This is a genomic window from Microbulbifer sp. ABM4_008, from assembly GCF_056311705.1.
On the sequence record NZ_CM149970.1, the window covers coordinates 1,688,645 to 1,706,561 of the forward strand.

Consider the following 17,917-nt stretch of genomic DNA (forward strand, 5'->3'; position numbering starts at 1 on the left):
ATCGTGACTTGCCACGTAATAGTAAACTCTTGTTAATTTTTCAAAATTGATATATGGAGACAAGTGTTTGATATGTCGAACTGTATTTGTCTCCTCTGTTCACTTCCAGTACGACCACTCAATATAATTCTGAGGGTTGTCATACCTCAGCTTCTTTCTATTATTTTGTTTCTCCCTGATGGAGGTTAAGGAAAGTTTTTCGGCTAGTTGTTTTTTTGCTTGTGTAGTTATTTTGCTCTAAGAGAATAGTATGAGTGGTGTTGTTTTTAATTGATTTCAATTCTGATGTTTTTTACTGTTAGTTTTCCCTTTTTGTGCATATTTTAAAGATTGATGCTTGGGGGGGAGTCGGTATCAATAGAAACCTTTTTTTACAATGCATGGCAGGAATTTTATGAACCTTATTGAGGCGCGTAATGATTTTATCGATGTATTGGAAGTGGCAGATGAAAGGCCGGAACGCATTATCGCTTCTTATGCCAAAGTGTGGTGGCGTGAGTTTAAGAAGTGGGAGTCTAAGGATACTGTATCGAAAGCTTTTCACGAGTCGCGATTATCTATTCGTGTGTACAATAATTGTGATGGAAGTGATAGCTCTTCTAAATGGCAAACAATTTATGAGTCTACTATGGCTACGCCATTTGGGGAGTCAGGAAAAAAGAGTTACGATCATATATATGATGTGAGTGGTCAAGGAGTGTTGGCTCGAACGATGCCGAGCTTTTTTTATAATGGCCCCGGGTCTCAAAGTTTAAAATATAGGTATGGCCTGCATGATCTTAGTGCCTCCTTATTGACGCGGGAAAAACCTATATCTGAGCAGTTATTTTTAGCTCTAGATAGGGGGAAGCATGGTGCTGTAGCTGTTTTTATGCCACTTCCTGAGCCTGAAGATATGCATTTACTTCATGTGGTTGACCATATAGTTAAAAAGTATCCAGAATCATCTCTTTGCCCCTTATTTAGAGAGTATAGAAGTAAAATGACGCGCATAAAGTTGGCGTATGAAAATGATATTGGCGCGCAAATGATTGCATTTGATCGACCCTCTTCTTCACATAAGCCAGGGGTGAAGCTTAGGTATGGGCTGGGCAATAGAATTAAAGAAAAAGGTTTGATTGGTACCCGCCCGGTAACTCCGGAGGACCGTGAGCAATTAGCTGAAAACGCTTTTCATTATAAAGATATTCTGACTTCTGAAAAGCGGGCTAAATACAATGAGATCACAATTGCATATCGACAACATGGTGATGGGAGCACTTCATTTCCCAAGTTTGGAGTTTGGAATGCGCCTGTTAAGAGCTTTGGTGTCTTCGATATTAATTCAGGGCAATACACAGGAGAAGAAATTCTCGATTACCCTCCCAGGTAGGTTACAGTAAAAAGTGTAAAGGCTTGTATTTGTTCTCTTAATTTTCGTCATGTACGATCCCTCTAAACAATAAAGAGGGGTCGTCATGCGCCTATTTCTACCAATTATCATATCCACCGCTCTGTCTGGTTGTTTTGAGGCTGTAGCCAATACCAACGAATACGACCGCCACGAGTGGCTACCTCGTTGGTCTGATACTGATAGAGACTGCCAGAGCACACGCCATGAGCTGCTAGTTCAGTTCTCCCTGGCCCCAGTAACCTTCACCAATGACAAGCAGTGCACGGTAGATACAGGCCTCTGGCTGGACCCATACACCGGCAACTTCTACAGCCTGGCCTCTGACCTGGATGTTGAACATATCGTGCCGCTGTCCTGGGCGCACGGGCACGGTGGTGCCAACTGGACTGTAGAGCTGAAGCGTCAATTTGCAGAAGACCCTGAGAATCTATGGCTGGTCGATGATGGCCGGAACCAAAGCAAGGGTGACAAAGGCCCCGATGAGTGGATGCCACCCTATGAGCCTGTCCAGGCCATCTATGTGCAGCGCTTTATGGCGATAGTGGAGAAGTATGGATTGGCTCTAACAGAAGATGAGGCGCGGCAATTTGCAGCGCTAAGAAGCAATAACGCAGGTTAAAGGTTTTCTATGCAGACAAGGATGTTCTTGAAATTATTCCGCTATTCAATTTTATTTTTTCTACTGTCCTTCCTGGCAATAGTAGTGTTAGGAAAGATTATACCTTTGTTTTTTACTCACCCAATGTTTGAAAAGATGGTAGCGGGAGCATATTGGTTGTCGGGCTGGGGTGGTTTAGTTTTATTTTGCCTCGGAATATTGTTTGCTTTCCCTCCAGGCTTGCGGCTTTGGCGCTGGAGTCAGGGAGAGGAATATTCCTGTTTCCGCTGTGGCGGGCCGGTTGAATTTCGTACAGGCAGGTTTGGACCCTACTACCACTGTCTCGGGTGTGGCCAAAATGAGTCTATGTCATAGCTAAGAAGCATGGGCTGCAGCTCTCTCCGGAAAGTCAGCCCAGATTCTGGGATTAATAGAGGAATAGGGGAGGTTTTGCCTCCCATTTGCTGTTCTTCAGCCAAACTGCTCAACTAGGTTCTCATCAAAGCTAATGCCAGTTAGCTCAAATTTCTCTACAGCACATTTAAACTGCTCATTGCAGAATACAGTCGCGCAGTTTTCAAATTTGGATTTAAAGGTTGCTAGCTTTTCGGCATCACCGGTAAAAGCTAAAGCTTTTAAAGAAATAGGGGTATCACCAAGGTATTCATGCTGGGAAACATCTAAATCTTCCTGACCAAAAGTGCGGCAATTGAAGAGATAGTAGACTTCACCTTCTGCTTCAACGGGTAGCAGCTCCCCATAGCTTTCCAGTAAATCCCCAAGGTAACGTTTGGCCTTTGGGGACAGTACCAGCGTGGCACCCAGGCCAGATGATATATCTGGAATAGGGGACCCCTCAAACCCTTCATTGCTTAAAAAGTGTGCGCCCATAGGGGGCCACCAAGCAGCCATCGCAGTATTGCGCAGGCTAAAATCTAGGATTGAGTCTGGATCGGAGTCATCTGGTGCGTGCCTGGCAATATCCAGAATACTTAAGTCTAGGTTTTTAAACCGAAAGCCGTCGTCACGAATTGCGTAAATTGCAGGCATCAGATAACTCCGTTTTTAATTTCGGTAATAGCGGTATCGGGTTCATTTTCTTGGAGTATTCTCCCGATTACCTGAAGTTGAGTTTTGATCGTATCCATATCGCGAAACCCTTGTATACGTCGAGCGACCCATCGCTCATACTCATGGGTATGATATGTTAAGTGGCCTGTCGATTCTGGCATAGACCAGTGTGGAGTATCATCATCTCTTCTGACTAGATAAACTCCATTCGCTGGGTCATTTATACGGATCCCATGACGATGGAGGTGCATTCGGGCTCTACCTGTGACGACTGGTAGCTTTCCTTTACCTGGCACAATGTGGTGCGCAGTATGTAGTGGACTCGGCTTGGGCACTCCCTCGGCTCGCATGTACTTTTCTAGCGTATCGGTGGGGTGGTGTTTTTCTTTCTCCATTACCTGAAGAGTATCCGCCCTTTCCTTTAGTGTACCGCTAAGGGCTCCTTCACCTACCGCTCGATACTTAGCAAGCTGTTCTTGAACGTCCATCATGGCTTCAATGGTTCTGCGCTCTTGATCCAAATATTTCAGAGCCTTTTCCCTTTCTGCCTTCCTCTCTTTATCTAAGGAGTTTACCGCATTGCCCCCGCTGTAGAATTTTTCTGCCTTTTGTTCGTAGTCTTGAATCATCGACTCTAGATGAGACAATTCATGTTTGTGCTTGGTTATTCTCTTTCCGTTCTGGTACTTAATTTCCATTTACTGACTAGTCCTTTTACAGCGTCCAAGAATTGTTCATGATTATCATCTATGGTTTGTGTGGCTCAGTATAAAATAGCGCTAGGTGTAGAAATTATGCTGTAAGTCCATGAAATGAGAGGCGCCTCCCTAATAGAGTCGAATTAATTTAACTAACTCTATCTAAAGCCTCCGTCTACCAATCACTCAAAGAGCCACTCAGCACCCATAAAAACCTGTATATCCTGACCCTCTAAGCCCGCTAGCGTGGGCGCCATCTTCTTTTTGCTATCGATACTGTATATACATACAGTATTTTGGTAGATTGCCCCTGTGTCGACGGAAAGAAGGAGTTGGACCATGACATTCATAGAGGTTGAAGCCGAGATACGCGCTTGCTTGAACACTATTGATATGACCGCAGACACTGCCGACCCGAAGCTTAGGGACATGCTGAAGGTGCAGGTGAACAATCTGGATGCGGCAACCAATGCCCTTGTAGATGAGCTGAACAGTCTCAACGAGAAGCAGGAGCGGCTTAGAGAATTATTAGAGTAAGTTGAGTATTATTGAGGTGAGTGGGCTGAACCCTCTACTGGAAGATTCAGCCCAAATATTGGTGCCAAAGAGAATGTTTGTTCTATCTAGCTCCTTTGAAGTTAGGATATTTAGGGTGACGATTTTTTTGAAGCAATATATTTACGTGCGCAGATATTAAATTGGGCAGAGCTAGATTTCCATATGATCCTGTTATCGATTTCTGGCAAAAAACTATAACTACAAAAAGCTTCAATCACCTTCAATATTGTAATTAGCGCAAAAATAGGATGGGTGTCATCGTAAGCTATTAAATGCTCGGTTTGACAATTTGGAGGTATGATTCCCTCATTAAACCTGATGTGTAGACTCTCAGACAATCTAAATGTCTTCATGAAATACTGGGCTGCCAGGTTGGTGTCTGCGTTATTTACTGGAGTGATGTCATTGCTAATATGGTTAAATTGTCTAATGGTTGTATCTAGGTAGAGCATTCCTCTGTTGTCTTTTAAAGATTTAAAGTCTACATTTTTTGCATTATTGTGAGGGAATATTCTTTGGTATAGTTTTCGGCGGTTATAGAATTTAATATTCCAATCGACCTCTAACTGGTCAAGCATCTCTAAGAAATCTTTCTTATGGTCATAGAAGTTGGAAGCCGTATTTCTTTCCTCGGTTTCGCTAAGAGCCTTTGCGAATTGGGCAGACCTATGATTCGAGGCTACAAGGGCGGTAAGTGGCAAAGCTATTGCGGCAAGAGCTAAAGGGAATCTAAAGATGTCGAATAGCCTGTTAAAACCATCGTAAGAATAGTCAAACTCTCTATCGAGGTTTAGGCCAATTATTAAACAGAAAACAAATGACACTGCCAGCGGGACGATTAGAGCAGCTTTAAATTTTCCTGATTGCCATAATGTCCTCTTTTCAATAAGGCCTTCAGGTGACCACCAGTTTCGTAGATATTTTCGATGTTGCTTATGGAAAAAAGAGATTAATAAGGCAGCTATAGTTAATATCAAAGTAAAAAAGTAATTCAACAAGGGGGATATAAGAATGAGTGCTCCAAGTGTGGTTAGTATCCACCCTAGGCCAGGAAGTGGGTATCTATCCGCGTCGTTTCTCTTGGCTGGATCCTCAACCGTAGTTTCGACTACGCCCTCTTTGGAAAAATCTTCATTCCTACCCTCACTCACAATAACCTTACTCCCTTTTTATATTTCACGACAGCTTGATAGTGATTGATAACTTTTCTAGTGTCTACTGGTGGCTAATATTAATCGGTATGTAGCGGTAAATTTTGCCATACAGCTTCTTGTTTTCGCATACTGTATATGTATACGGCATGCGGTATATTATGAAACTTACCTCTCTATACGGCAGCGGCGTCAGCTGTGGCTTTCCCTCCCCAGCAGATGACCCAAAAGAACAGCCGTTAAGCCTAGATGAACACTTAATAACCAATCCTCCGGCTACATTCATGGCCAGGGCCAACGGAGACTCTATGCAGGGCTTGGGCATCTTTGACCGTGATGTGCTCATTGTCGATCGCTCCCTGACACCTATGAATGGTGATGTGGTAGTGGTCGCTCTGGATGGTCAGCTGGCTTGCAAAATCTTGGACTTGAAACGAGGCCGACTATTGTCAGCTAATGGCAAATACAGGCCAATACCGGTCTGGGAAGGGCAGGAGTTGCTAGTTGAGGGTGTGGTTAAGGCGTCTATTCGGTACCATCGTATGGGTGACAAAAAGCACTGATTGCATGTCCAGCTTGCATAAGGGGTAACTATCGATGTCTAATACCCGCAGCGCGGGGTAATGTACTGGTTTTTTATACAGTGATTACCCCTGAAAATGATGTAGGTGGTTGATTTTGAAAGGGCGGGCCAAACATTGTGGCTCCTGAGGTCGCGGGTTCGATCCCCGTCGGCCACCCCAGATTCTTCCTTGTTTATCAAGGACTTAAAACCCCGCCGAGTGCGGGGTTTTTTAGTTTTAGGCCTCAGTGTACGAATTCGGTGTACGAATTTCTGCCTCAATCTATGTTGAGGTTTGATTTTGGTAGATCGTGAGCCATGTCTATCTGGCGGTAAAAATCCCCCCCCCCTTTTTAAAATCACTAAGAAGTAGCTTGGAGCTGTAATGAAGTATCTGCTGTCCGTATTTTTCCTAACTTGTTCTGCTTTCGCCTCTGCGGCTGGGGACTCAAACTTTTCATTAGGCAAGGGTCTGGATCATGCTGGGATAGGAGCAAAGTATTCGATTAACCGCGGTAAAGATAAGTACTTCGGCTCTTTGGGTTGGAAGGGCTATTCCGATGAGGCTGGTTCAGTTGCGGGTTACGGATTGGGTTGGGAGCGACTTGTAGCTTCCGATAGCCATTCTTTAGGAGCTTTCCTGGGGCTTGTAGAGGTTAACTATCGTAGAGATGAAGCAGCGCGCTATAACGGGATTGCTTTGCTTTACAATTATTACTTTTCAGGATTTTCTGAATCCTCATTTGTTCTCGGTGCCGCTGTTCATGCGGGAACCAGGTCAGGTGATGAGCCGTATTTTGATGAGCATACTACCGGTGCAAGTGTAAAGTTTGCTTATCAGTGGTAGCGTAGGTGGTGGATCTTTAGGTTCGACCCCCGCTCGCCCACCCCAGATTCTTCCTTGTTTATAAAGAACTTAAAACCTCGCCTAGTGCGGGTTTTTTCATTTCTGATTCCCGTGTGGTAATTTGGGTCTCAATCTATGTTGAGGTTTTGCTTGTTACTTGCTGTGATTCTTAAGGAGGAGAAGTAAATGAATGAAATATTGGGGGGGATAGAGCGGGTTTTAGATGAAATAGATGATTTGCCAGAGCTGGAAGATGAGTTTGACCGGTTGGCAGGGTGGCGCGCAGAGAATGGAGAGCCGGATCAGGAGCGGTCAAGCCTAGAGTTAAAAAAATGGAGGGTCAAGCTTCAAAATTTCCATGATGGCGCAGGTGCATGTTTTGAAAAGTTGGCCTCTATGCCTCTAGGGGGCCAATTAGAATTGGAACTCCGCCGCAAGCTGATGGGAAAGGCTGAGCAAAAAAAGGAGTCTATTCAAGGTCTACTTCCGAAGGTTGATATGCAGATTGAGATTTTCGAGAGTTTTATTCGTCGCAGAGAAGTGCGGGAACAAGTAGATTTGACTAGGCGGGCATTAGATGAAGCTAGGCGAGCGAATTCTATTGCTCAAGAAGGAGTGCATGTTGCTAATGAGAGCACTGATGCAGCCAAAATGAGTGCAAATGCGGCAATGGATAGCGCAGAAATCGCACGTAAAGGTACCATGCATACAGGGAGGGCGGTTTGGGTTGCCGCTTGTTCGGCTGCTATCGCTGCTGTTGCACTATGTTGGCAGATCTACTCTCAAAATAAAGTTGTTTCTGTAAATCTAAACTCCCCTGTGGGTATGCAGCCGGTCACTCTTTCTGATGAATCTATAAGTAATCTAACTCATGCACTTTCAGCTGAGCTGGCTAAAGCAAAAGGTGAGCAGGCCGCTTTATCGCCTAAATCAATTGAAGACTTGCGAGCAGTGCTGAAGCTTGAGCTTGAAAGAAATGCTCGCATTGATGTTGTAAAAAGCAGAGAATATATGGGGCAAAAAGAAAATTAAATTATTTGCCTCTCTCTGCTAGTGTTCAATTCAGGCCGGCAACCCTGCATGTTTATTTATACTTCTTAGGTGCTTACTGGGTTATATTTCAGGGGTGGCGGGCTCTAAGTTGAGTTCATCATTTTTTACTGCCTTGTTTTTGTATTGCTCCCAAAACTTAAGGTTTTCTTGGGGGAGGGTGTTGGGTTCCAAATGCTTTAATATTGAAAAATCTTGGACAAGCGGAGATAGCTTTTCACTACCATATTCACTTATGCAATTGTAAAAAAGTAGAGAGAGCTCATACCTTGAAAGTTGTGCCCTGAGGAGGTTTGTATATGTTTCTGGATTTGTTATGAACTTGTTTGCTTCTACGAATTTTAAAACGTTATATAGAGTTCGGAAGTATTGCCCCAATTCCTCACCATATTGTGAGTATAGTTTTCGGTATGCCTCCTTTACTCCCTCTATTGTTTTTGACTCTTCTCTAAAAATTGGCTGTTTAACTGTCGGGTTTTTTGGGTTCCTTATATAGGCTCCCAGAATTTCTGATTTGAATTCGTTGTATATTTTTTTAATGGCATCCCTACTGTGAAGGGGGGCGTTTAAATGACGGTGATAAGATATTTCATTGCGACAGCCTTCAAGAAATTCAAGCATTTTAAAAAAGGTATTTTCAAATCTTTGGATTTTAATAGTTTCGTTTTGGGTTTTTAGCTCTCTTCTTTGCTCTGACAGCTCGGTTCTGGTAAGTGCAAGCTCCTCTCTTTGTAAGGCTAGTTCATTTTTTTGCATCAAGATCGTAATTATAAGTCCAGCGAATGCAAGCCCAGAGAATAAGGATGTTAGTGCTCCAAAGCTGTCACCAAATACTCCTGATTTGTTGATGGATATTTCGTCTATAGGCCACGCAAAATAAATCAGAGCTCCTGCATATATGAGAACAGTAGCTAGTACCGAGCCAACTAATAGGAAAGCTAAATTTCTGGTTTTCATTTATTTCTTCTTTATGACTGAAAATTCATGAAGTGTAAGTTAGGATTCTTGGCATATTTGCACTAGATCTTCATTACATTTATGTCCCCTTGTTGACGACTACAGGACCCATTACTGGTTTCTGCTTTGGTGTCGAGAGGTAAGCAAGAATACTAATCGTGCTTTTGTTGAAATCAAGGGGGTTTTCAGGGGGAATGCTTTAGCGTTACTTTGTTAGTTTCCCATTGTGGTCAAGGCTAACCACCCGATCCGCGGTACGATTGTACCGCTCAGCCATAGATCGCGTCTTATGTCCGGTGAACTTTTGAACATCGCCATCAAAGTCACTAGCCGCCTTGATCTTCAGATCGTGAAAGCGAAAGCGCTGCTTAATGGCGCCAGCGGCTAGTGCTGTTCGCTGCTCTCTTTGCCATATAGCATTGAACCCGGTGCGGGTGTAGGCGCGGCCAACACGACTGCGAATGATATGGGTGGTTTGGATTTGTGATTCGGTGTTAGTGGCTACTGCGCGATCAACGGCTTCTTTGAGGGCTGAGCTCCATAGCTTTAGTTGGGCTTTGCCTGTTTTGGCTTGCACGATCAATAGGCCATCTTCATGGATGTCTGCACGGGTGAGGGCGAGTACATCCTGTTGCCTGGCTGCACACAGATAGCTAATTTCCATAGCGCACTGGTGCATCACGTGGCCGCGATCACCCAGCCATTGCCAAAAGGCTTGGTATTCCCAGTCTTCTACGTAGCGCCCGCCGGGCTTTACTTTAATTGTTTTTACTACTGCTGTGGGGTCTTCAATCTTAACGAAGCCCCTGGCTTTGCCCCACTTCATCACAATGCCTAGAAAGGTTCGCTCTCTATTGGCTGAGGTGGGGTACTCAGCGCCGCGTGCATCCATAAACATTTGTACCAGTGGGGAGGTGATATTGTCTGGTTCCATCTCCCCAAATACCGCGAGAACACGCTGGCTGTAGCGATGGTAGTCTTTTTGAGTCTGCGGCTTTATATGTTTGGTGTACTGGGGTGAGGCGAAGTAGAGCTCTACTAAATCCGCGAAGGTAAAGGTCTTTTGCACTAGACCGGCTAGGTATTTCTCATAGGCAACCCAGACTTCAGCCTGGGAGGCGTTGGTGCCGGCAACTACCTTAATACCGACCCGGTAGTGCATGACACTATCGAATTGTTCTATCTGGATGGTCAGCAAGTACCAGTCTTAGAAGAGCAAAATGGCTGGGGCATCGATGGCGTGGAATTCAAAGTCCGCCTGGATGCGGCAGCCAAAGCCTGGGACCTCAAAGGCATGATGAAGACCCCAAAACTAGCCTACAGCTAGTTCTGGCAAGGTTCATTGAAGAGGCTGCACCGCGCGGCCATTTTACTTTCAGTTACAAGCCCATTCGAGAGAAAGAGAGTGGCTACTAATTTTGTGCAAGACGGGCGCATACTGGGTTACATCAATAACTCCAGTGTGAAGATTACCTCTGGTCAGGTGGTGGTAGGCGCGGTGCTTGGGCTAGCGAAGGATAATATCGCCGTGGGTGAGTCCGGCGTGATTGCTATTGATGGCATATTCACGGTGTCTAAGGTATCTACCACAGAGATCAATCAGGGTGAAACCCTATCCTGGGTGGTTGTCTCCAGCTCATTCGATAACAGCGCAGCCACTGGCGATATCATCGGAGCAGCGGCCTTTGCCGCTGACGATGCGGGTTCCAGTGTTACCAGCTTCGCGGTCAAATTTACCGGTGTACCAGGCTCAGTGAAGTCATAATTCATCATGGGCTTAAATCAGGGAGCCGCAAGCGCGCGTTTCGTAAGTGGGGCAAAGCCGCTACCTATGATGATGGTAGCGGCGATGAGTCTATTGATTGCCGAGTGATAAAAGATCAGGAGGTTGGCGAGTTCGAAGAGGATGAGCGCGTCCGGGTGCCACGCGTAGAGTTGAATCTTCTGGTGAGTGAGGTAGGGGTTTATTGTTTAGAGACAGTGGTTGCCTTTGGTGGTGTGGAGTATGCGGTGCGAAAGATGTTATCGGATGATGGGGTTATTTAACGGGTGTTGGTGGATGCATAGAGACTTATACACTTCCCAAAGTAAAATAAAGCAGCGACAATGTTGGATTATAGAGGATTTCATTTTTTGTCAGCCAGTTGCATCTGGGAGTCGCACAATGGGAGAGAAATAAGAATAATTATTGAGTATCTCAAAAAGATTTAATCACACTGCACTTGCGATGTTGCCGCTGAAACCAGGGAGCTACTCTTAAGTGTCTGTATGCCCAAATTGAATGGTAAGTTTGAGCAAAATATTATTGTCATCTCTCCATATGCTTAAATTAAAAAATATTGTACATTGTGTGTTATGTGGCAAGTATTATCACGAAAGAGGATATAGTATGAGAAATTTGTATGCGTTTTTAATAGTAATGTTCCTGACTGGGTGTGCAACGAATCCGAATAGTTTGGATGTTCCTACCCAAATAACCTGCATTCAAGTCCCTTCAGGAGTAGAGGGCTTTGATAAGAGAGGTTGGGAACAAGTAGAATTCAGAACAACTTTGCAGCCAGGGCCTTATATTTCGGAAAGAGAAGATAGACAGGGGATATACTATCGAGCTCCTCAAGGAGGTGTGTTTGTTGGGAGGGACGACATGCTACATAAGCCATCAAGCATATTAACTTACATGACGTGGGATGGGGGAATTTGGATTCCAAAGAATGTTAATGAAAAGCCTAGAATATATAATTATTTTTCAACGAGCAGTACTGAAGTAAAAGAAGTGGAGAAAGGTGTTTCGTGCGAAAATGCTATAGTATCTGGTGACCTAGATGTAGAAGGTGTTAGTGCTGTTTCCTTTACTAAAGCTGGAAAAACTTCAAATAGTTCTTTGTCGGCAGGTCAAACGGAATATACAGGCTCAAGAGGAAGTGTAATAGGGGGACTCGTTGTCTCTAGTTTAATTAATATGGATGTAGGAAAAATCACCTTCCAACCTGAGCTTGAAGATGAAGTATTTATTCAAAACCTTCGCAATTTAGCTAAAGGTGTAGTAATTCTTGAGCATTCTACAGTTGTAGAGGAATCTGAGTGATCAGAAAGTAATAATACTATCACATTTTACTGGTGTATTGATTGGGAAGTTTAGTTGGATTGTACATGATAGAAATAAGTAAAGCAGATGAGAGGTGCATGTACGCTGACATTTTTTCTGCGAGGTAATGAGGGCGATTACTCTGAAGCAGAAAAACATAATTACCCATATCGAACTGACCATATGATTACTTCGGCTGGCGTACTTAGAACAAGTCTTGGTGTATAGGGTGTAAGGCTGTTTTAAAGAGAGTTGCTTGCTTAGCGGAGCAGCTCCGCGATAAGTTGCCTGGAGGCTCTATTATCGGGGTTCACGGCGGCCATGAGTGTAAACACAATGCCGCAAGGCAATAGCGCTCGTTCATTTATCATTCTCCTTTAGGTGTTCAGTGGCTGTAGACATTACAAGCTGAAACTGATTTTTTGATGCTATTTAGTTTGCAAATAAGTACAAAGAAACCAATTTTGACACTAAAGAATAAAGTGAGATTAGTCCACTATGGGCGAAAGGGTTAAGTAAGTGTCTTTCAAAGGGTTCTCAAAAGGATATAAAACAGAGAAAATACTGGGCTATAAAGCAGATTTTTTATATTTAATTTGCACTTTAGTATCAGCTTGAGTTGACTTTCAGGGAAAAATTAAAAAGAGTTAAGTAAATAATGAGTGAAAATATGTATCAGGCACCAACTGCTTCGCTTGAAGTAGGTGATGATGAATCTAATTATAAATTAGCTTCAACTACAAAAAAGATTTATCAATCTGATGATTGACACAGGTGTCTATTATTTAGTGGCTGTTGTTTTAATGGTTGTGGTTGCCCAATTAGGGATTGGTCATATTTTTTTGGGTGCAGGGGCTTCGGTGTTTGCCATAGTGGTGATGGTTTTATACAATTTTTTGCCTGAATATTTTTTTGGAAAAACTCCTGCCAAATTTATTACTAGAACGAAAGTTGTAAACCTTGAGGGTGGGAAAATTACAATGGGCCAAGCTTTAGGTCGGAGCCTAATTCGACTTGTTCCATTTGAACCATTTTCCTTTTTAGGTCGTAGCGGTTCTACACGCGGGTGGCATGATTCGTGGTCAAAAACCAGAGTGATTTCAACTAAATAGTATTCGATATGCAGTCAAACACGTAAGGTGGTAAAAAGTTTTATTCCAATAAAAGTTAAGTGGTTTTGGAAGCCAGACCCGCACCAGCGGGTTTTTTCATGCCCGAAATTTTTGGAGCATTATCCAATGACCCAGCGCATAACAATCCACGATGCTTTACAAAGTGAGCTGCAAACCCTATCCGGCTACACATTCCCAACTCCTGGCGCCACAGAAGAAATTGATAGCAAAAAGCTGCCGTCCACTGTGGTGGGCTTTGCAGTTGAGAACACCGAACACGAAATGCATGGCGGTACCGAGCGGCAACTTGATCTGACGGTTGCTGCGGTGGTGAAAACTAGCGGCGATGTGTATGCGGCGTTAGACCAACCAAGCAGCGGTGGATATTGAAAGCGTCTTGCAGGATGCTTCTCTGGAGAGTATCTGTGATTTGTTCCTGCTTAGCCAAACCGAGTTTGCGCTGGACCAGGATCACCCATTAGGTGAGGTATGCTTGACGTATAGCGCCAAGTATCCCACTGAACCCACAGACTTTTAACGAAACAACCCGATGAGGTTATGACTATGGCACAAGGTTATAAAACTAAGTTTTATCGCAGTGATGATGGCAGTTCTTATTCTCAAGTAGCGGGCATGTTGGATCTTGAGCCCGGTGAAGAGTCTCGAGGTTCTGTTGATATGACTCCCATTGATGGCACCAGTAGCTATATAGACTATGACCCTTCGGGCTTGCGTGATGCCTGAGAGGTCTCTATTACCTTGATCTGGAAAGAGAGCGACAGCGGCCAAAAGGCTCTGCGCTCAGATTACGATTCTCATAACCAAGTCCGCTCACCTCGTGGAAATCGATTTCGCGAATACGGTGGATACCTAGTTCTGGATAAACCAGAGCCACATAAATTACCAGGGCACTTATCACCGAGATAATTTGCACGCAGCTGAAAGGCGATTTCAGGATTACTACGAGAGTATGCCGAAGGCTGCTTGATGGGGAGTGTGGTTGGTTTTTGGTTGCTTGAAAATTGCTTGGGGGGCATGACATGAGATTCGAAAGTGCTAGACAAGCGTGGCACGACGCCTTTGATAGCTCCACCGCTGCATTTGATTATGAGGCCATGGGCGGCAGAAGTACGGCTACCTCAGCTGGACAAGGGCGAAAAGTTGTAATTCGCGGAGAAGTGCAGGGCAGGGCCAACCAAGTCATTTGCCGGGTTAAAGCCCCAACACTAGTTGCGAAAGAAACCCCGGGAGCCAAGGACAGTAGCAACCGCATCATGGATGCCTGTGAAAAGGGGTTAATCCAAGATGCAGTCGCAAAGCTGCGAGCGAGTGATCCGTTGGCATACTGCTGGGGCATGGCCGCCTACGCCCCGCCAGCCTCAAGAGTTAAAGAGCGAGCGGCCCTATTGCGGTACTTGATGAGAGAGTTCGACAAATGGGAAGAACCGCACCCGCGAGAAAAGGTTGGCCAGCTGGCGCTATTTTGTATTAATGCGTGTGCACTGCGCGATGTGAATGGCCGATTAATAGACCTGGGCCAAGCGCGGACAATTTTAGGATGTGACAAAAAGCGGTGGGATAGGGAGTGGGTAAAAATTTGGAAACGTTTGCAACGGCGTTTGGACCCTCTACCCGCAAGAGCTTTAGGGCCCGTTTCTGAGATTGTGCAGGAGTACAGAGGTCGGCTTAAAGCCGCTTGTTGACAGCTTTGTCCTAAGGGGGTATAAATTTCCTAGCGTGCAGTTTTTCTGCTTTGCAAAATTAAACCGGCCACTGAGCCGGTTTTTTTGTGCCTGGAAGTTGGTCAGCTCAGTAAGTTTCTTCAAGCTTTAATCGCACTTTATGTATTTTTTAAATGGCTGTTTTACAAAGTGTGATCAGGCGCTGGGTTTTTATGCGTTCTGTTTGTATTAATTTGGTGAATGAGAAAGACATTGTTCGTGAAATTTTGAGTTTCTTTATTTGGTAAGGTCGTACTGGAAAAGGATGTTAAATTAAGTTCAATTTAATTTACTTAGTTTAAGGTGTACTGTAAGTTTTACTTCCTCTTTCACTAGTTAATTCAATATATTTTTTGGTGAGTTTTTATGTTTTTTAGAAATACCGTTAAAACAGTAGCTGTTTCTGTGGCCTTGTTGGCCTTCGGCGCGCAAGCTAAAACGTTCCAATACGAACTTCAAGATCTAGGCTCATTTGGTGGTGAATTGCAGTATCCTGGTCTAGATTTGCACGAGGCTAGCTCTGTAATTTTGACTGTTGATCAAGAGGATCAATGGTCACCCGCTGTACTTACCTCGTTAGAAATTAATTTTCTTAATGCACCCAGTCTGTCAGTAAGCAATTTCCAGGTGGATGACAGAGGTTGGACACATGAAGCGACCGTCGATGGTGCCTGGGTGTATCGTCAGCTTGATGTTGTAGTAGATGGCTTAAACCTCGAAAACGCACACGAAACCTCAAATGATACAATGATCCACATTGAGGGTTATGTCTCTGAGGCTGAAAATTTTATTGGGGCAGAGCGTTCACTGAACTATGACCAAAGACTATTTGCTGCTTATGGGCAGTTGGTTGATGCGACTCCAAGTAAGATTGTTGATGTCAAAACCTTCACTGTTGACGGTAATCAGGTTGAATTATCTCTAAGAGATAACCCAGTTCTTGACCAAATTGCAAGCAATGGTGATATGGCATTTGTTATCGAATTGCTGTGGTTTGGAAAAGGGAAAGAAGTCTACCAATTTCAGGCACCCTTCGGTGATGAATCAAGGTTTCTTGAGGCATACAAGCTAGAGGTTTCAACAACGTCTGGTTATGATGGTGATGAAACAGCCATAAGTATTAAAGTCAAAGATGCACAAGGTATGGAGCTTGAAACACATCCTATGTATCTTGAAGATATACTGAGAGATGCTTACCAGCACTAATCGCATCCTTATTTTTGCTTTAAGGTTTAAGATACGCTGTTTATTCAAGTCAGTTAAAATAGCTTAGCGAAGTCGCTCAGCAGCGATACATATTTCGTAAAAATTAACCCGCCTTGTGCGGGTTTTTTCATTTTTTAGTCTTCAAATTTCTGTATTTGGCGGTGTTCATTTGGGTGCCGTTTTCTATTCCAATACTCTGCGAGTAGAACTTCATGAATTGCAATCTGCAGCGATTTGCCTATGGGCCTAATGCCACATTGGGGAGGCTAAGGGTGCGCGACTGTGTGTTTTATACGGTAGAGCGCCCGTGGTTAGGTAATCGTCCGTTCGAGAGCTGTATTCCTGAAGGGGTTTATTCCTGTAATCCCTATAGTTCACCAAGGTTCCCCAATGTGTGGGAGCTACTGGACGTGCCTAGTCGTTCAAAAATCTTGATCCATACAGCAAATTATGCTGCAGATGTGCAGGGCTGCATTGGTGTTGGCTCTGGTGTAGCTCCGGGTGGCTGGTGGGTGATGCAGTCACGCAAGGCAATGGGGCAATTGCGGGACATGTTGCCGCCTAACTTTAATCTGACAATTACGCACTATGTGCCGGAGTATCCGTGATGGGTATTTTGTCTGGAGTTAAGAGTTTATTTGCTGGCCCCGAGTCGGCAAGCAAAGTGCTGGATGCCACTGTGAATACTGTGGATGCGGTGTGGTTTACCAATGAGGAAAAATCTCGTTGGTATCTCAAATACCTGGAAGCCACGCAACCGCAGAACCGGGCGCGAAGATTAATTGCCTTTCTGGTGACATTGGTTTGGGCGTTGCTGGTTTTATTTATTGCGGCGGCCATGGCTTTTAACGCGCCTTTTGTAGCAGACCTAAAGGGTCTGCTAGTTGATGTGGTTGTGCAGCCTTATAGCATCATCATCGGTTTCTATTTTGTGAAGTCGTGGGTGAGTGAGGTTAAGCGGTGAACACTGTAGCTCAAGAGGCAGCGAGGGAAGCCATGGTTCAGAAGGTCGCCAGTGCAACCACTACGGTTGCTGCGGGTACTGCTGTAGTTGGTGGATATGCAGCACAAGAGATATTGGCGGTAGGTGGTTTCTTGATTGCTTTGGGTGGGTTCATTGTGAACTGGTATTACAACCACAAGCGCTTGAAGCTGCAAGAGCAGCAGGGCGGGGACGATGGACGTTAGTGTAAAACTCGATACCTCAAAGTTTGATCGAGCAGCTGCTGAACTGAAGAAGCAATTACCTTATGCCAGTTCGGTTGCTCTGAATAACGTGGCCTTTCGTATACGTGGAGAAGAGCGCGCAGCAATTGGGCGCATCTTTGCAAGTCCAGCGAAGCTGACACTGAACTCTGTACTGGTGAAGAAAGCCACTAAGCGCTCGGGTGTTGCGAAGGTTTTTATTCGTGATAAAGCAACCAACGGCACGGCACCGAGTAAATACTTGGCGCCGTCGGTTATCGAAGTGAAGCGCAACGATAAGAGATTTGAGCGTGCCCTGCGGCATTTAGATGTACTGCCTGCGGGTATGTATGCCGTGCATGGAAAAGCAGCAAGGCTAAACCGGCATGGGAATATCTCGGTCGCTACCTATAAGAAGATTCTGGCAGAACTCCGTGCTAGTTCAGGTATCAAGAAGGGCGGGGCAAATAGTACTCAAGGGCCTACAGGCAAGCACTTTGTCGGAAAGGTAAACGGAGTGTTGGGTGTCTGGAAAAGGGCCGGAGGTAAGCGACGTCCTACAGTAAAGCCCATTCTCATTTTCCTAAAGGGAAAGCCAGACTACCGCAAGCGCTTTCCTTTCTTTCGGATTGCTGACGGCATAGCTCGTAGGCATTTGCCATTAGAACTTGATAAAGCCATGGACCATGCGATTGCGACCGCAAAGAGGCGCTGAATGGGTCC

Annotated in this window: 24 protein-coding genes; 19 read left to right on the forward strand and 5 right to left on the reverse strand. The window is 44.6% G+C overall.

Annotation, left to right across the window (positions count from 1 at the left end; translation table 11 throughout):
• The first annotated feature begins 394 nt into the window (after window positions 1-394).
• Complete coding sequence (locus ACYX4J_RS07360; RefSeq protein ID WP_476178227.1) at window positions 395-1,372, forward strand: hypothetical protein; 978 nt, start codon at window positions 395-397, stop codon at window positions 1,370-1,372.
• An 85-nt stretch (window positions 1,373-1,457) separates the two neighbouring features.
• Window positions 1,458-2,012 (forward strand): HNH endonuclease family protein, encoded by a 555-nt coding sequence (locus tag ACYX4J_RS07365; protein WP_476178228.1) that lies wholly within the window; start codon window positions 1,458-1,460, stop codon window positions 2,010-2,012.
• 450 nt (window positions 2,013-2,462) lie between these two features.
• On the opposite strand, the gene ACYX4J_RS07370 is transcribed toward ACYX4J_RS07365, so the two are convergent.
• Together ACYX4J_RS07370 and ACYX4J_RS07375 are read right to left on the reverse strand one after the other, a co-directional pair.
• On the reverse strand, window positions 2,463-3,041 hold the full coding sequence (locus ACYX4J_RS07370; protein WP_444941262.1) for a hypothetical protein: 579 nt from the start codon (window positions 3,039-3,041) through the stop codon (window positions 2,463-2,465).
• A complete protein-coding gene (locus ACYX4J_RS07375) occupies window positions 3,041-3,691 on the reverse strand; it encodes an AHH domain-containing protein (RefSeq protein WP_444959666.1) in 651 nt (216 codons plus the stop codon). Before ACYX4J_RS07375 ends, ACYX4J_RS07370 begins: the two co-directional genes overlap by 1 nt.
• A 408-nt stretch (window positions 3,692-4,099) precedes the next feature.
• Between ACYX4J_RS07375 and ACYX4J_RS07380 the strand changes: the two genes are divergently transcribed.
• Window positions 4,100-4,297, forward strand: a complete 198-nt coding sequence (locus ACYX4J_RS07380) for a hypothetical protein (RefSeq protein WP_476178229.1) — start codon at window positions 4,100-4,102, stop codon at window positions 4,295-4,297.
• A 110-nt stretch (window positions 4,298-4,407) separates the two neighbouring features.
• Here the strand turns inward: ACYX4J_RS07380 and ACYX4J_RS07385 are convergent, their stop codons facing one another.
• Window positions 4,408-5,469, reverse strand: coding sequence for a hypothetical protein (locus ACYX4J_RS07385; protein ID WP_476178230.1), 1,062 nt, complete (start codon window positions 5,467-5,469; stop codon window positions 4,408-4,410).
• A gap of 161 nt (window positions 5,470-5,630) precedes the next feature.
• Here ACYX4J_RS07385 and ACYX4J_RS07390 point away from each other — a divergent pair, with 161 nt between their 5' ends.
• The 3 genes from ACYX4J_RS07390 to ACYX4J_RS07400 all read left to right on the forward strand — a co-directional run bounded on the left by ACYX4J_RS07390 (window position 5,631) and on the right by ACYX4J_RS07400 (window position 7,910).
• Window positions 5,631-6,032: a LexA family protein gene (locus ACYX4J_RS07390; RefSeq protein WP_476178231.1), complete on the forward strand. Its 402-nt coding sequence runs from the start codon at window positions 5,631-5,633 to the stop codon at window positions 6,030-6,032.
• A gap of 384 nt (window positions 6,033-6,416) precedes the next feature.
• Window positions 6,417-6,878: a hypothetical protein gene (locus ACYX4J_RS07395; RefSeq protein WP_476178232.1), complete on the forward strand. Its 462-nt coding sequence runs from the start codon at window positions 6,417-6,419 to the stop codon at window positions 6,876-6,878.
• Between the two features lie 186 nt (window positions 6,879-7,064).
• Entirely contained in the window at window positions 7,065-7,910 is an 846-nt protein-coding gene (locus tag ACYX4J_RS07400) for a hypothetical protein (RefSeq protein ID WP_476178233.1), read from the forward strand.
• An 81-nt stretch (window positions 7,911-7,991) separates the two neighbouring features.
• Here ACYX4J_RS07400 and ACYX4J_RS07405 read toward each other — a convergent pair whose 3' ends face one another.
• Window positions 7,992-8,885 carry a putative phage abortive infection protein gene (locus ACYX4J_RS07405; protein WP_476178234.1) on the reverse strand — a complete coding sequence of 298 codons (894 nt, stop codon included), beginning with the start codon at window positions 8,883-8,885 and terminating at the stop codon, window positions 7,992-7,994.
• A gap of 205 nt (window positions 8,886-9,090) precedes the next feature.
• Entirely contained in the window at window positions 9,091-10,047 is a 957-nt protein-coding gene (locus ACYX4J_RS07410) for a tyrosine-type recombinase/integrase (RefSeq protein WP_476178235.1), read from the reverse strand.
• On the opposite strand from ACYX4J_RS07410, the gene ACYX4J_RS07415 reads away from it, so the two are divergent.
• The 13 genes from ACYX4J_RS07415 to ACYX4J_RS07475 all read left to right on the forward strand — a co-directional run bounded on the left by ACYX4J_RS07415 (window position 9,997) and on the right by ACYX4J_RS07475 (window position 17,909).
• A complete protein-coding gene (locus tag ACYX4J_RS07415) occupies window positions 9,997-10,212 on the forward strand; it encodes a hypothetical protein (RefSeq protein ID WP_476178648.1) in 216 nt (71 codons plus the stop codon). The genes ACYX4J_RS07410 and ACYX4J_RS07415 overlap by 51 nt on opposite strands.
• A 78-nt stretch (window positions 10,213-10,290) precedes the next feature.
• The gene (locus ACYX4J_RS07420) at window positions 10,291-10,650 is read left to right on the forward strand and encodes a DUF2190 family protein (RefSeq protein WP_476178236.1); all 360 of its coding nucleotides are present in this window, start codon (window positions 10,291-10,293) and stop codon (window positions 10,648-10,650) included.
• 104 nt (window positions 10,651-10,754) lie between these two features.
• Window positions 10,755-10,931 carry a hypothetical protein gene (locus tag ACYX4J_RS07425; RefSeq protein WP_476178237.1) on the forward strand — a complete coding sequence of 59 codons (177 nt, stop codon included), beginning with the start codon at window positions 10,755-10,757 and terminating at the stop codon, window positions 10,929-10,931.
• 343 nt (window positions 10,932-11,274) lie between these two features.
• Complete coding sequence (locus ACYX4J_RS07430; RefSeq protein ID WP_476178238.1) at window positions 11,275-11,970, forward strand: hypothetical protein; 696 nt, start codon at window positions 11,275-11,277, stop codon at window positions 11,968-11,970.
• A gap of 761 nt (window positions 11,971-12,731) precedes the next feature.
• The gene (locus ACYX4J_RS07435; protein ID WP_476178239.1) at window positions 12,732-13,082 is read left to right on the forward strand and encodes an RDD family protein; all 351 of its coding nucleotides are present in this window, start codon (window positions 12,732-12,734) and stop codon (window positions 13,080-13,082) included.
• 126 nt (window positions 13,083-13,208) lie between these two features.
• Window positions 13,209-13,472: a hypothetical protein gene (locus ACYX4J_RS07440; RefSeq protein ID WP_476178240.1), complete on the forward strand. Its 264-nt coding sequence runs from the start codon at window positions 13,209-13,211 to the stop codon at window positions 13,470-13,472.
• A gap of 174 nt (window positions 13,473-13,646) precedes the next feature.
• Complete coding sequence (locus tag ACYX4J_RS07445; protein ID WP_476178241.1) at window positions 13,647-13,826, forward strand: hypothetical protein; 180 nt, start codon at window positions 13,647-13,649, stop codon at window positions 13,824-13,826.
• Window positions 13,827-14,122: 296 nt separating this feature from the next.
• Window positions 14,123-14,785, forward strand: a complete 663-nt coding sequence (locus ACYX4J_RS07450; RefSeq protein ID WP_476178242.1) for a hypothetical protein — start codon at window positions 14,123-14,125, stop codon at window positions 14,783-14,785.
• 384 nt (window positions 14,786-15,169) lie between these two features.
• Window positions 15,170-16,009 carry a hypothetical protein gene (locus tag ACYX4J_RS07455; protein ID WP_476178243.1) on the forward strand — a complete coding sequence of 280 codons (840 nt, stop codon included), beginning with the start codon at window positions 15,170-15,172 and terminating at the stop codon, window positions 16,007-16,009.
• Between the two features lie 212 nt (window positions 16,010-16,221).
• Entirely contained in the window at window positions 16,222-16,617 is a 396-nt protein-coding gene (locus tag ACYX4J_RS07460; protein ID WP_476178244.1) for a DUF5675 family protein, read from the forward strand.
• A complete protein-coding gene (locus ACYX4J_RS07465; protein WP_476178245.1) occupies window positions 16,617-16,973 on the forward strand; it encodes a hypothetical protein in 357 nt (118 codons plus the stop codon). Before ACYX4J_RS07460 ends, ACYX4J_RS07465 begins: the two co-directional genes overlap by 1 nt.
• On the forward strand, window positions 16,970-17,197 hold the full coding sequence (locus ACYX4J_RS07470) for a holin (RefSeq protein WP_445354549.1): 228 nt from the start codon (window positions 16,970-16,972) through the stop codon (window positions 17,195-17,197). Before ACYX4J_RS07465 ends, ACYX4J_RS07470 begins: the two co-directional genes overlap by 4 nt.
• On the forward strand, window positions 17,187-17,909 hold the full coding sequence (locus ACYX4J_RS07475; protein WP_476178246.1) for a hypothetical protein: 723 nt from the start codon (window positions 17,187-17,189) through the stop codon (window positions 17,907-17,909). The genes ACYX4J_RS07470 and ACYX4J_RS07475 overlap by 11 nt, the downstream gene beginning before the upstream one ends.
• Window positions 17,910-17,917: the final 8 nt, after the last annotated feature.